Annotated in this window: 10 protein-coding genes and 3 pseudogenes; 2 read left to right on the top strand and 11 right to left on the bottom strand. The window is 72.8% G+C overall.

The features are described from left to right. On the top strand, positions 1–1745 hold a 1745-nt coding region (locus tag AN218_RS24835), incomplete at its 5' end, for an alkaline phosphatase family protein (protein ID WP_079132552.1). A 36-nt stretch (positions 1746–1781) separates the two neighbouring features. On the opposite strand, the gene AN218_RS24830 is transcribed toward AN218_RS24835, so the two are convergent. The 10 genes and pseudogenes from AN218_RS24830 to AN218_RS34840 form a co-directional block, all read right to left on the bottom strand. Further along, complete coding sequence (locus tag AN218_RS24830) at positions 1782–2858, bottom strand: fatty acid desaturase family protein (protein WP_079132551.1); 1077 nt, start codon at positions 2856–2858, stop codon at positions 1782–1784. 210 nt (positions 2859–3068) lie between these two features. After that, a complete protein-coding gene (locus tag AN218_RS24825) occupies positions 3069–3392 on the bottom strand; it encodes a YrhK family protein (RefSeq protein WP_070019158.1) in 324 nt (107 codons plus the stop codon). 97 nt (positions 3393–3489) lie between these two features. Next, positions 3490–4590, bottom strand: a complete 1101-nt coding sequence (locus tag AN218_RS24820; RefSeq protein ID WP_070019157.1) for a PHP domain-containing protein — start codon at positions 4588–4590, stop codon at positions 3490–3492. Positions 4591–4752: 162 nt separating this feature from the next. Further along, positions 4753–5766 (bottom strand): glycoside hydrolase family 130 protein, encoded by a 1014-nt coding sequence (locus AN218_RS24815; protein WP_070019161.1) that lies wholly within the window; start codon positions 5764–5766, stop codon positions 4753–4755. 76 nt (positions 5767–5842) lie between these two features. Next, the gene (locus AN218_RS24810; protein ID WP_070019160.1) at positions 5843–6649 is read right to left on the bottom strand and encodes a carbohydrate ABC transporter permease; all 807 of its coding nucleotides are present in this window, start codon (positions 6647–6649) and stop codon (positions 5843–5845) included. 39 nt (positions 6650–6688) lie between these two features. Next, positions 6689–7648, bottom strand: coding sequence for a carbohydrate ABC transporter permease (locus tag AN218_RS24805; RefSeq protein WP_070019156.1), 960 nt, complete (start codon positions 7646–7648; stop codon positions 6689–6691). A 20-nt stretch (positions 7649–7668) separates the two neighbouring features. Continuing rightward, a pseudogene (locus AN218_RS24800) lies at positions 7669–8793 on the bottom strand (extracellular solute-binding protein); the annotation flags it as partial. A 158-nt stretch (positions 8794–8951) separates the two neighbouring features. Beyond that, entirely contained in the window at positions 8952–9287 is a 336-nt protein-coding gene (locus AN218_RS38820) for a substrate-binding domain-containing protein (RefSeq protein WP_275936994.1), read from the bottom strand. Between the two features lie 79 nt (positions 9288–9366). Next, positions 9367–10122: pseudogene (locus AN218_RS38815) on the bottom strand (LacI family DNA-binding transcriptional regulator); the annotation flags it as partial. Positions 10123–10416: 294 nt separating this feature from the next. Beyond that, positions 10417–10995 (bottom strand): annotated as a pseudogene (locus AN218_RS34840) (helix-turn-helix domain-containing protein); the annotation flags it as partial. Positions 10996–11154: 159 nt separating this feature from the next. On the opposite strand from AN218_RS34840, the gene AN218_RS24790 reads away from it, so the two are divergent. Then, on the top strand, positions 11155–11460 hold the full coding sequence (locus AN218_RS24790) for a 4a-hydroxytetrahydrobiopterin dehydratase (RefSeq protein ID WP_070019154.1): 306 nt from the start codon (positions 11155–11157) through the stop codon (positions 11458–11460). 79 nt (positions 11461–11539) lie between these two features. On the opposite strand, the gene AN218_RS24785 is transcribed toward AN218_RS24790, so the two are convergent. Continuing rightward, a complete protein-coding gene (locus AN218_RS24785) occupies positions 11540–12715 on the bottom strand; it encodes a S1 family peptidase (RefSeq protein WP_070019153.1) in 1176 nt (391 codons plus the stop codon). Between the last annotated feature and the right edge of the window lie 105 nt (positions 12716–12820).

Below are 12820 nucleotides of genomic sequence, written 5' to 3'. Positions count from 1 at the left end.
AGGGCCTGGGCCCCGTGCCGCGCACCCCGGGCACGGTCTTTCTACAGCTCGACGGCGTCGGGCACGGTGTGCTGCGCGAGGCGCTCGCTGGCGGCCCGGACGGGTCGCCGCCGCTGATGCCGACGCTCGCCGCGATGCACGGCACCACGCACCGGCTGACGCGCTGGCGCACCGACTGGCCGTCCCAGACGGGCGCCAGCCAGCTCGGCATCCTGCACGGCAGCAACCGGGACGTGCCGGCCTTCCGCTGGTACGAGAAGGAGCCGGGGGAGGTGCTGGTCAGCAACCGCCCCTCGGGCGCGGCCGAACTCCAGCGCCGCGCCGTGGAGTTCACCGGCGACCGCGGTCTGCTCGCGCAGGACGGCGCCAGCCGCGGCAACCTCTTCAGCGGCGGCGCGGGCCAGGTCGCCCTGGTGGTGTCGGTGGCCGCACGCCGCGGCCGGGAGAACCGTTCCCGCGCGGGCTATGTCGCGTACTTCTCCGATCCCGCCAACGCCACCCGTACCGCCGTCTCCTTCGTCGCCGAAGTGGTGCGCGAGGTCGCGCAGTCCACGCGGGCGCGGCTGCGCGGGGAGCGGCCGCGGGTGCCGCGCGGCGGGCTGTATCCGCTGATCCGCGCCTTCGCCACCGTCGTGCAGCGCGACGTGGTCGTCGCCGCCGTGCTCGGGGACGTCTTCAGCGGACGCGGCGCCGTCTTCGCCGACCTGGTGGCCTACGACGAGGTGGCGCACCACTCCGGGCCGCGGGGCAGGGACGTGCGGCAGGTGCTGCGGCGGCTCGACCGGTCGGTGGCGCTGATCGCCAAGGCCGCTCAGCGCGCGCCCCGTCCGTACCGCATCGTGCTCCTCTCCGACCACGGACAGAGCGCGGGCGAGACCTTCCGCGGCTGTTACGGGCTGACGCTGGAGGATCTGGTACGCGTCTGCTGCGGGCTGCCCGTCTCACGCCGGGTGGGGCGTACGCCGAGCGGCGCGGAGGCGCGGGCGGCGGCGCGCGCCGCGCTGCACAGACCGGAGGACGGCGCGCCGGACGAGGAGCGCACGCCGTCGCGGAGCGCGGGGCCGGTGGTGCTGGCCTCGGGCAACCTCGGACTGGTCTCGTTCCCGGACGTGCCGGGGCGGACGTCCCGGGAGCAGATCGACAAGCGGCATCCGTCGCTGCTGCGTACGCTCGCCGACCATCCCGGCATCGGCTTCCTGCTGGTGCACAGCGAACACCACGGGCCCGTCGTCCTCGGCGCCGGCGGTGCCGAACACCGCCTGGAGGACGGGGAGATCACGGGCGCGGATCCGCTGGCGCCGTTCGGCCCGTGCGCGGCGGAGGCCGTGCTGCGCACGGCGGGATTCCGCAACGTGCCGGACATCGTGGTCAATTCGGCGATCGACACGGGGACGGGCACGGTGCACGCCTTCGAGCAGCAGATCGGCTCGCACGGCGGACTGGGCGGCGAGCAGAACGAGGCGTTCCTGTTCTTCCCGCGCGAGCTGTCCGACCCCGCGGACGGCGCGGAACGGAACGGCACGGAAGCAGACGGTACGGAAGCAGACGGTACGGAAGCGGACGGCGCCGAACTGGTCGGCGCGGAGCGGGTGCACGCGGTCTTCCGCCGCTGGCTGGCCGAGTCGGCCGGCACCGCCGTACCGGCGAGCAGGACGCCGGGCGGCCCGGCGCATACGGGAGATCCGGACCCGGGGGATCCGGACCCGGAACGGGACGGGGAGCGCCCGGCGGCCCGCCCCGCCTGAATTCGCTTCCCTCCCCGGCCCGTTCGCCCCCGGGGTCTAGCCCCGTCCCGTCTCACGCAGCGGCGCCCCCGCCTCCCGCAGATGTGCCAGCGCCTCGCGCCACGAGTCGATCAGCCCCGTCTCGTGGTAAGGGACGCCCAGTTCGGCGCAGTACTCGCGGACGATCACCCGGGCCCGGCGCAGATGCGGCGACGGCATGCTCGGGAAGAGATGGTGCTCGATCTGGTGGTTGAGCCCGCCCAGCATCAGATCGGTCAGATACCCGCCCCGTACGTTGCGCGAGGTGAGGACCTGCCGCCGCAGGAAGTCCGGGCGCTCCTGGCCGGTGAGCGTCGGCATGCCCTTGTGGTTCGGGGCGAAGATCGACCCCAGATAGACGCCGAAGACCGCCTGGTGGACGAAGAGGAACGCGAGCGCCAGACCGGGCGGCAGGACGAGGAAGAGCGCCGCGAGATAGGCGGCGAAGTGCGTGAACAGCAGCGCCCCTTCCAGCCGCCGGCGCTTCATGTGCGGCTCCCGCAGCGCACGGACGCTGGAGACGTGCAGATTGAAGCCCTCCAGCGTGAGCAGCGGGAAGAACAGCCCGGCCTGATGGCGGCCCACGAAGCGCGGCAGTCCCTTCGCGGCGCGCGCCTGCTGCTGGGACCAGACGAGGATGTCGGGCTGTACGTCCGGATCCAGCTCCTCGTGGTTGGGGTTGGCGTGGTGCCGGGTGTGCTTGTTCATCCACCAGCCGTACGACATGCCGATGCCGAGGTTGCCCACGATGCGCCCGCCGGTCTCGCTGGGCCCGCGCCGGGTGAAGATCTGGCGGTGTGCCAAGTCATGGGCCACGAGGGCGAGTTGGCCGAAGACCAGGCCCAGGAAGCAGGCCACCGCGAGCTGCCACCGACTCTCGCCGAGGGCGAGGAACGCCGCCCAGCCCGCGGCGAACGCCAGGCCCACCAGCGTCAGCCGCAGCGTGTAGTGGCCGGGGCGCCGCCGCATCAGCCCGGCCGCCTCGATCCGCGTGTACAGCCTCGCGAAGTCGCTGCCCGACTGCCGCGCCCGTGGCACCGGGGAGCCGGGGTCCTCGGGGGTCGTCTCGGTCGTCTGTGTCGCCGCTGTCGTCATGCACCGAAGCCTTCCGGTGCGGCGACCGCGCGGACAGCCGCGCAGCACGCCTCCCACCAGGGGTGTCCGCCACCGCACGGGGGTGGTGCCAGACGTACCCCGCTACGGGGGCGGGCCGGCACACACGCGCGCCGGGCACACGCCGGACGCGCGCCCGCCCGTACGGACGGTGTGCACGGACGCGCCCCGTGCCGCGTGCCGTAGCGGGGGTCAGAAGTCCTGACTGGCTTCCTGGATCGCGTAGTTGCCGCCGTGCATCCGCAGCAGATGCACGTGCCGCGACAGTCTGATCAGCGGCCGGATCAGCAGCTCGACGCTTCCGAAGACGAAGCACCAGGTGCCGGTCTGCTCCCAGTCGGTGTAGAAGAACATGACGCTGCCCACGAGGAACCAGACCGCGATCAGGATGTCGTTGGTGATGCTGACCACCTCGTAGCGCTGGCGGATCAGCACCTCCTCATGACCGATGTGGATGGTCAGGGTGCGGTTCGCGCCGTCCCGGCGGGGCCGGCCGGAACTGCTCGGTTCGGACATCGTCGTCTCCCTCTCGTCGCCGCACGGCACCGCGCCCCGGACGCCGCGTCGGGAACGACGTCCGTCACGTCGCGTCACCCGCGCCGGGCACGGCTCGTCACGCGTCGCGTGAGCCGTGCGTCCAGCTCAGCAGCTTCCGCACGCTCCAGGTGTTGACGACGCGCTCCGTGGGGACGCCGCAGTCCACCGCGCGTACGCATCCGTTGAGCTGCCAGTCGAGCTGGCCCGGTGCGTGGGCGTCGGTGTCGATGGAGAAGAGCACCCCGGCGTCCACGGCGCGGCGCAGCAGCCGGCGCGGCGGATCGAGGCGTTCCGGGCGGCAGTTGATCTCGACGGCGGTGTCGGACGCGGCGCACGCCGCGAAGACCGCGTCCGCGTCGAACTCGGACTCCGGACGGCTGGAGCGCAGCCTGCCGGTGCAGTGCCCGAGCACGTCCACCAGCGGATGGCGCACCGCGGCGACCATGCGCTGCGTCATCTCCTCCGCGGGCATCCGCAGCTTGGAGTGCACGGAGGCCACGACCACGTCGAGGCGGGCCAGCAGCTCCTCGTCCTGGTCGAGCGAGCCGTCGAGGAGGATGTCGCACTCGATGCCGGTCAGCAGCCGGAACGGCGCGACCTCCTCGTTGACCCGTGCCACGACGTCGAGTTGCTCCCGCAGCCGGTCCGCGGACAGTCCGCGGGCGATCGTCAGCCGCGGCGAGTGGTCGGTCAGCGCGGCCCAGTCGTGGCCGAGCGCGGCGGCCGTACGGGCCATGGCGGCGATGGGGCTGCCGCCGTCCGACCAGTCGGAGTGCATATGGCAGTCGCCGCGCAGCGCCGCGCGCAGCCGCCGGGCCGCGTCGGTGACGGGTGTGCCGTCGGCGGCCGTCTCCTCCCCTTCCGTTCCGGACCCCGTCTCCGCCTCGGGCTCCGCCCCGGCCCCCGCATCGGACTCGGTTTCGGTCCCGGACTCCAGCGTCGCCAGATAGCCGGGGACCTCGCCGCGCAGCGCCTCCCGTACGACCTGTGCGGTCTTGGGGCCGACGCCCTTGAGTGCCTCCAGCCCTCCCGCGGCCTCGGCGCGCTCCCGCACCTCCCGCGCGTCCAGACCCGCCAGCACGTCGTGCGCGGTACGGAAGGCGCGCACCCGGTAGGTGGGCGCCTGCCCGCGCTCCAGCAGGAAAGCGATCCGGTCCAGTGCCGTGAGCGGATCCACCGGGCCCCTCCTCGCGTGCTCGCGGTGCGGTGAGCGTGCCGGGGCGCAGCGCTGTGCGGGTGCGTACCGGCGTCACCCTCCACGGTGGCGCACGGGAGCGGCGGGCGCGCGCCCGGAGTTCCGATGCGCCCGCGCCGCCGCGTCCCGCCGGAGCCCGGTCGGTCAGTCCGTACGCTCCAGCCGCGCGACGCCGATGTGCGCGTCGGCCATGCCGTAGAAGACGTACCGCACCCCGTCGATCTCCTCGACGGCCGTGGGGAAGACGACGTTGGGCACGGTGCCCGAGCGCTCCTCCTCCGTCTCCGGTGCCATCAGCGGCTCCGCGGAGCGTGCGAGCACCCGCGCCGGGTCGGCCGGGTCGAGGATCATCGCGCCGGCCGCGTAACTGACGTGCTGCTGCTGGTCGACGGACGGTTCCATCCGGCCGGAGACGCCGTGGTGGATCAGCAGCCAGCCCTCCTCGACCCGTACGGGCGCCGGGCCCGCGCCGATCTTCAGGCACTCCCAGGGGTGTTCGGAGAGCGCGACGAGCCGGTGGCGGCGGGGCCTGGTCAGCGCCGTGAGGTCCGCCTCGGCCTCGGCGGCCGGGACATAGCTGATCCAGATACCGGGCCGTTCGTCGCTCACCCCGGCCGGCAGATGGACGCCCTCGCCGGGACGGAACCAGCCCAGGTCCCACATCGGGCGGTGCAGCATCGCGTACGCGGGTTCGCCGTCGGGTCCCGGCACCGGCTCCGGGAAGTGGACGACGTCCTTGTTGGGGAAGAGGTTGAGGTCGGTGTCCAGGTCCGGCTGGTAGGCGAACTGGAGCGGGCCCAGGCGCCGCCACTCCCGCAGGTCCGCGGAGACGGCGAGCGCCGCGCGCGGTCCGAGCGGTCCGTAGGCCACGTACGACATCACGTACTGCCCGAGGCTCGGTATCCACGTCACGCGCGGGTCCTCCACGCCCGCGTTGTTCTTGCCGCGTTCCCAGCCGGCGTCGGGGGCGAGGACGACGCCGCGGCGGGTGACGCCCGTGGGCACGCCGCCCTCGAGCGTCACCTCGGCGAGGCCCACGCGCGAGACGTTGCCCTCGGCGACGAGGCGCGGCAGCAGATGCAGCGTGCCGTCCTCGGTGCGCCCGGACGCCGGGTTGAGGACGCCCTCCGCCTCAAGAGGGTCGTCGGACGGCGACATCACGACGCCCTCCCGCACGAGCCGGTACGGGACGCGGGTGGAGGCGGTGTCTGCGGAGCGGTCGAGCACGGTGGGATCAGCCCTTTGTCGCGGAGTCGATGTCGGTCTGGGTGAAGTGGCGCTGGAAGAGCAGGAACAGCACGACCGCGGGCACGGCCAGCACGCACGCGCCCGCCATGACGGCGCCCGTCGGGTTCTCCACGGTGCCGCGGAGATTGCTCATGAAGCCCGCCAGCGCCACGGCGAGCGGCTGCATGTCGGCGTCCTTCGTCACCAGGAACGGCCACAGGAACTCGTTCCAGGGGCCGATGAACGTCAGCAGGGTGCCGGTCAGCAGCGCGGGACGGGCCATCGGCAGCGCCACGCGCCACAGGATGCGCAGTTCGCCGGCGCCGTCGATGCGGGCCGCCTCGAAGAGTTCGGACGGAAGCTGGAGGAAGAACTGCCGGAAGAGGAAGACGACCGTGGACTCCACGGCGAACGGCAGGATCATCCCCACGTAGCTGTCGCCCAGCCCGTAGTCGCGCACCACCAGCACGTACAGCGGCAGCATCAGCAACTGGAACGGGATGGTCTGCACGAGCAGCAGCGCCCCGAACAGCGCGCCCCGGCCGCGGAACTCCAGCCGCGCCAGGCCGTATCCGGCCAGCACGCCCACCACGAGCGTGCACAGCAGCACGCCCATGGTGAAGACGCCCGAGTTGAGCAGCGAACGGCCCAGCGAGACGGCGCCGTTGATGGCCTCGTAGTTCTGCGTGCCGCTGCTGCCGGGTCGCGGCAGCGCAGAACCGAGGTCGCCGGTGGTCGCCTTGTTCAGCGACTCGGCGAGCATGTAGGCGAAGGGGAAGAGGAAGACCACGGCGCCCAGTACGAGCACCGTCATCCGCAGCGAACGCCCCGGTACGCGGCCTGCGTTCACGGATCAGCCCTCCTTCTTCTCGGTGAACCTGCGGGCGATGAGCGACAGCGTCACGACGAACAGGACGAGCACCACGCCGAGCGCCGCCGCGAAGTCCGGGTGGGCCTGCTCGATGCCCTTCTGGTAGAGGATCAGCACCGGCGACGCCGAGGCGTGGTCGGGCCCGCCGCCCCCCGTGAGCAGATACGGCTCCGTGAAGAGGTTGCAGCCCTTGATGATGGCGAGCACCGTGACGAGCGTCGTGGCGTGCCGTACGCCGGGCACCGTCACCGTCAGGAAGGTGCGCACCCGTCCCGCGCCGTCGACGCTCACCGCCTCGTACAGCTCGCGGGGCACGCTCTGCAGCGCCGCGAGATAGAGCATCACGAAGAAGCCCAGGTTCTTCCAGGTGACGAAGACGGCGACGACGGGCATCGCGAGCGTGGAGTTGACCAGCCACGACGGGTCCGGGGCGAGCCCGCCGAGCGTCTGGTTCAGCAGCCCGTCCGTGCCGAAGAGATAGCCCCACACCGCCACCAGGGCCACGCTCGCCGTGACGTACGGCAGGTAGTACGCGGCGCGGAAGAAGGACCGCATCGGCAGCCGGGAGTTCAGCGCCGAGGCGAGGACGAGCGAAAGCACCACCGTCAGCGGGATGTTGAGGACCAGGAAGACGCCGATGTTGAGGAACGAGCGCAGCACCACCGGATCGGTGAAGACGTCACGGTAGTTGCCCAGGCCCACCCACGGCGCGTCCACGTCGGTGCCGGGAGCGGTGAAGTAGAAGCGGTGGAAGGACATCCAGACCGTGTAGCCGAGCGGAACGGCGAAGACGACCAGCAGGAACAGCGCGTACGGGGAGACGAACAGCGCGCCCAGCGAGCGGGTTCCGCGCCGGGCGCCGCCGGCCGCGGGGGCGGGCGCGGGAGCGGCGCCGGTGGTTCCGGCGGCGCCCGGGCGGCGCGATATGAGGGGGAGACTCATCGGGGAGACCTCGGCAATCGTCAGTATTCGTCGAGGAGTTCGGAGACGTCGCGCGAGGCCTCGCGCAGCGCGGGCACGGGCCGCTCACGGCCGAAGACGACGGACGCCGTCCAGCGGTCCCGCAGCGCCTGCCACACGTCGACGGAGCCGGCGACGCTCGGCACCTCGACGATGCGGTCCGCCTGGTCGGCGAACTTCCGGTAGCCGGGGTTCTTCTCGAACCAGGAGCCGTAGGTCTTCAGCAGATGCGGGCGCATCGGCATCTGGCCCGTCTCGTCCAGCAGCGCGCGGTCCTGCCGCTTCGACGTCGCGAACTTCAGCACGTCCCAGGCGGTGGCGCGGTTCTCGCAGGCGCTGAACATCGAGACCGACTTCTCGTCCGAGAAGGTGTGCGTCTTCGACAGCGGCAGACCCTTCGCGGTCGGCACCGGCACCACGCCCCAGTCGATGCTGTCCTTGTACGCGGCGATCGCCCACGGCCCGGCCACCGTCATCGCGGCCTTGCCCGCGGCCATCGCGTCGCCGGGGAACAGCTCCTGCTGCGCGAGGCGTTCTCGGTAGACGGTGTTCCAGAAGTTCACCGCGCGGTGCCCGGCGGGGGAGTCGAACTGCGGCTTGCCGTCCTCGACGAGCTGCTTCCCGCCGGACTCGGCGATGAAGGACGGATAGAAGTCGAACCAGGACTGGAAGAACTCCGAACTGGGCGCCGGCCAGATCGCCGCCTTGGCCGCGCCGCTGCGCACGATCTTGCGCGAACTGGCCAGGAAGTCCTTGTGCGTCGAGAGCTTCGGGTGCTCCGCGTCCAGTCCGGCCTTCTTGAAGATCTTCTTGTTGTAGACGATCATCACCGGGTTGCTCTTCCAGGGGAGCTGGTAGAACTTCCCGTCCTCGGAACGGTATTGGGCGGCGCGGTCGGCGCCCGTACGCGAGGTGACGTACTCCGCGCCGCCGGGGAAGCCGTCGAGCGGCACGAGACCGGCCTGCTTCTGGAACTGCGGCACCGAGGCGGGCGAGGTGTTGAAGACCAGACAGGCGCTGTTGCCCGCGATGATGGACGCGCTCAGCGCCTCCTCGGAGGTCTTGCCCGCCGGGATCTGCTGCATCTTGACCCGCTCACGGGGATGCTTCCGGTTCCACTCGGCGACCGTCTTCTTCCCCCAGGCCACCTCCTGGGCGTTGTTGGACACCCACACCGTGATGGGGCCGCGTGCCGAGGCCGCGGCCGTGCTGTCGGGGGCCGTACGGGCGCATCCGGCGCTCACGCCCGTCAGGGCGAGCACCAGCAGCGCCGCTCCCGTCTTCCTCAGCAAGGGTCTCTCCGTACGGTCGGCTCGGACGTGGACGAGTCCGCGGGCGTGGACGCGGGCGTGGGCGTGCGCCGTGGCCGTGGCACGGACCCGGGCCGGGGCGCCGGGCCCATCGAGGCGCGCGGCAGCAGTTCGGCCGGGGCGAGGTCGACGTCGTCGGCGCGTCCCGACGCGATGACCTCGTCCAGCGCGCGGGCCGCCGCCGCGCCCCAGCCCTGGGCGTCGGCGCGGGCGGAGGCCAGCGGAGGGTGGGTGTAGGCGGCGAGCGGGGTGTCGTCGTAGCCGACGACGGACAGCTCCTCCGGTACGGACAGGCCCAGTTGGTGCGCCACGGCGAGCCCGGCNTACGGACAGGCCCAGTTGGTGCGCCACGGCGAGCCCGGCGGTGGCCGACAGGTCGTTCGCGTAGACGATCGCGGTGGGCCGCTCGGGGGCGTCGAGGGCGAGCAGTTCGCGGGTCGCCGCCGCGCCGCCGTCGGCGGTGAAGCCGCCCGGCAGCACCGGACCGGGCGTCAGGCCCGCGTCCCGTACGGCCTTCTCCCACGACTCACGGCGGCGCAGCGCGTGCCGGAACTCCGGCGGCCCCGCGACATGGGCGATGCGCCGGTGGCCCAGTTCGGCGAGCCGGGCGACGGCGGCGGTGAAGGCGGGCCGGTCGTCGAGGCTCACCGCGCACAGCCCCTGCGCGCAGTCCGGGTCGCCCACCACCACGGCGGGCAGGCCGAGTCCGGCGGTCAGTTCGGGCCGCGGGTCGTCCACGCGCATGTCGGTCAGCAGCACGCCGTCGACGCGGCGGTCGGCGGCCAGCCGGTGGTAGGCGGCGCCCTCGTCGCCCGGGGCGGTCACATGCAGCACGAGCGAGTCGCCGCGCGGTGAGATCACCGACTCCACACCGGCGATGAAGGCCGGGAAGAACGGGTCCGCCCCGATCGCGTCCGTCTCCCGCGCCAGGACCAGTCCGAGCGCGCCCGCCCTGCCACGGGAGAGCGCCTGCGCGGGACGGCTGGGGCGCCAGCCGAGTTCGGCGGCGGCGGCCAGGATGCGCGACTTCGTCGCCTCGGCCAGACCGGGACGCCCGTTGAGCGCGAACGAGACGGCGCTCGGGGAGACTCCGGCGAGCCTGGCCACGTCCGCGATGGTGGGCCGTCTCTCGCGTGCTGCTGCCATGGCGCCGAACCCGTCCGGTCGTGGGGTGAGTTGAGGTACTGGTTTGCTCGGTTATGCACGTCATCGGTGGTTAAACCGCTTTAGCCGACGCGCGATGGCGGCACTCAACCGGAAGTGGAGGCGGGGTGTCAACGGGTGTGCGGAAAAACGCTCATGAGACGAGCCCCAGGTGCGGGCGGCCACGGGCCGAGCGGAATGTACGGGCCGTCGGCACGTACGGTGCGGGGCGCGCGGCGACGGTCTTCGGTTATGCGCTCCGCGCCGCGAGGTCGAGTGCCGGAGGTGCTCCGCCGCCTCATCGTCCGCGGCGCTCTCCGCACCGCCCGGCGGCAGCGGATACGCCGTGACCTCCTCGTACAGTTCGCGCAGCCGCGCGGACCGCACCGGCGCAGGCTGACGCTCCATCTGACGCAGCAGATGTCCGCGCCACTGGCGGAAGTCGGCGATCCGCGGGGCCAGTCCCTCCGGGTGGAGCGTGAGACGCATCGCGTTCAGCGGCGGCTCCAGCAGCCGGGGCGGCGTCCCTTCCAGCAGGGCGAGGACGGCGCGGTGGGCGGCGGGCACGTCGTAGCCGCCGTCCCGCCGTCCAGGACGGGCGCCGGATACGGCTCGTACGCGGCGGCCGTCCGCTCCAGGCCCGAGCGCAACGGGCCCAGGGCGGGGGAGTCGAGCGGGGTCTCCGGGCAGTGCGGCGCGTAACCGGCGGACACCGGCAGCGAGTTGCGCTCCCGTACGGGCACGTCGAGCTGCTCGGCGAGCTTCAGCACCGTCTCCCGGCTGGGGGCGCGAGCGGCCCGTGCCGAGGAAGGAGATGTGCCGGGACGAGGAGTCGGCGCGCAGCGCCGGTTCGAGCCGGCTCAGGCCCGCCGGGATGCGCCGGCCGCCGGGCGTCCCGCGCCGCCGGAGGGGAAGTGCCTGCGCCGGCCCTAGGGTTGGTGAGGTCCGTCGTGCGCCGGCGACGGCTCAGGTCCGACCCGGCGCCCGGCCCGAACGCCCGAACCGCAGGCCCGACGTGAAAGCGAGAGGCACCCCATGGCTCCCGAACCCCTGACCCGGCAGCAGACCGACGAGGCGCTCGCCGCCCTGCCCGGCTGGAGCACCGACGGCGACAGCGTCTCCCGTACGTACTCCCTCGGGAAGCATCTCCCCGCCGCCGCCCTCGTGATGCACGTGGCCGCGATCCAGGAGGAGTTGAACCACCACTCGGAGATCTCCCTCGGCTACAACACGGTGTCCGTCACCGTGAACACGCACAGCGTCGGCGGCCGGGTCACCGAGAAGGACATCGAACTGGCCCGCCGCATCGAGGAGATCGCACCCGGGCACGGGGCGAGCTGACGCGCGGCGGGCCGGAGGTCCGGAGGCCCGGAGGGGCGGCGTGCGGCCGGTGCCGGTTCGCCTCGGCTCGTGGCCTGCCTCAGCTCGTGCTCAGCTTCAGGCCGTACTCGGCGAGCGGTTCGGCCACCGGCTGGAAGTAGGTCGTACCGCCCGTCGAGCAGTCGCCCGAGCCGCCCGAGGTCGTGCCCTGCGCCTGGTCGCCGGAGACGAACGGCCCGCCGGAGTCGCCGGGTTCGGCGCACACGGACGTACGGGAGAGGCCGTGCACCGTGCCCTCCCGGTAGGTGACGGTGGCGTCGTGCTGCTCGACGACGCCGCAGCGCCAGCCGCTGGTCGAACCGGAGCGGCAGACCGAGGAGCCCACCGGCGTCTCCTTCGAGCCCGCGACGGACAGGTTCGCCGCGCCGGGTCCCTTGACGTACGGCGTGGCACGCCAGTCGCTGTTGGCCGCCACCCACCCGTAGTCGTCGCCGGGGAAGGAGCTGCCGCGGACGGTGCCCTGCGCCGCGCGGTTGTGGCCCGAGGTCTTCGTGCCCGTCCGTCCGCAGTGGCCCGCGGTGACGAAGCCGTCCGTGCCGCCCTTGGTGACCGCGAAGCCCACGGAGCAGCGCGTCGAGCCGCCCGAGTAGTAGGCGTCGCCGCCGCGCAGGTCGTCGGCGTACGTACGGGGCTGCTCCGAGGAGCGCGTCACCTGGAACAGTGACGCCGCCGCCCCGCTGCGGGTGAGGAACTCCTTCGCGGCGGCGGGCTCGCCCGCCCTGACCAGGACGCTGTTGCTCCGTACGTCCACCGCCCACACCGAGGTCGCACGGGGCGCGCGCTTGAGCGCCGAGGTGTCCAGGGCGTTCTTGGCGGAGCGGAGCGCGGCGAGGCTGTTCCTGACGACCTTCGGCTCGGCCCCCTCGTCCTCGATGACGCTGCGGTCGGCGCTGTCCGTGGTCGCGACGACGAGCTTCGACGTGGCACCGGTGACCCAGGCACCGCCGTAGCGGGCCCCCAGCTTCTTGCGGAGCTTCTTCTCGACGTCGACGGCCCGTTGCTCGTTGGCGACGCGTTTCTTGGCGTCCGCGGCGGTGATGCCGAGGTCCTTGCTGATGCTCTTGAGCATCCCCGGCGCGATCTCGGGCGCGGGCGTCGCGCCGGCGGCGGGGGAGCCGGGCGGGGAGGGTTCGCCCGCGTTCGCGGGCAGGACGCCGAGGCCGAGGGCGCCGACGGCGAGGGCGGTGACGGCGAGGACAGGGAGCTTAGGGGGCATCGGTGCTCTCCTCATGTCGCGGTGGTCCTTCTCGGGCCATGCCCCAGCGTCCGGCCGCCGCCCGGCGCGCACCATGTGAGGCGACCAGATGGAGGTACGGGACCC

The sequence above is a fragment of the Streptomyces nanshensis genome, assembly GCF_001751255.1.
Taxonomy (GTDB): domain Bacteria; phylum Actinomycetota; class Actinomycetes; order Streptomycetales; family Streptomycetaceae; genus Streptomyces; species Streptomyces nanshensis_A.
The sequence above is the reverse complement of the archived record's forward strand: the minus strand, read 5'-3'. Positions and strand labels throughout refer to the sequence as shown.

Coding starts and splice junctions, on each gene's coding strand:
- AN218_RS24830 (WP_079132551.1), bottom strand. CDS start 2,858: ATGACGACAGCGGCGACACAGACGACCGAGACGACCCCCGAGGACCCC.
- AN218_RS24825 (WP_070019158.1), bottom strand. CDS start 3,392: ATGTCCGAACCGAGCAGTTCCGGCCGGCCCCGCCGGGACGGCGCGAAC.
- AN218_RS24815 (WP_070019161.1), bottom strand. CDS start 5,766: ATGTCGCCGTCCGACGACCCTCTTGAGGCGGAGGGCGTCCTCAACCCG.
- AN218_RS24810 (WP_070019160.1), bottom strand. CDS start 6,649: ATGACGGTGCTCGTACTGGGCGCCGTGGTCTTCCTCTTCCCCTTCGCC.
- AN218_RS24805 (WP_070019156.1), bottom strand. CDS start 7,648: ATGAGTCTCCCCCTCATATCGCGCCGCCCGGGCGCCGCCGGAACCACC.
- AN218_RS24790 (WP_070019154.1), top strand. CDS start 11,155: ATGGCTCCCGAACCCCTGACCCGGCAGCAGACCGACGAGGCGCTCGCC.
- AN218_RS24785 (WP_070019153.1), bottom strand. CDS start 12,715: ATGCCCCCTAAGCTCCCTGTCCTCGCCGTCACCGCCCTCGCCGTCGGC.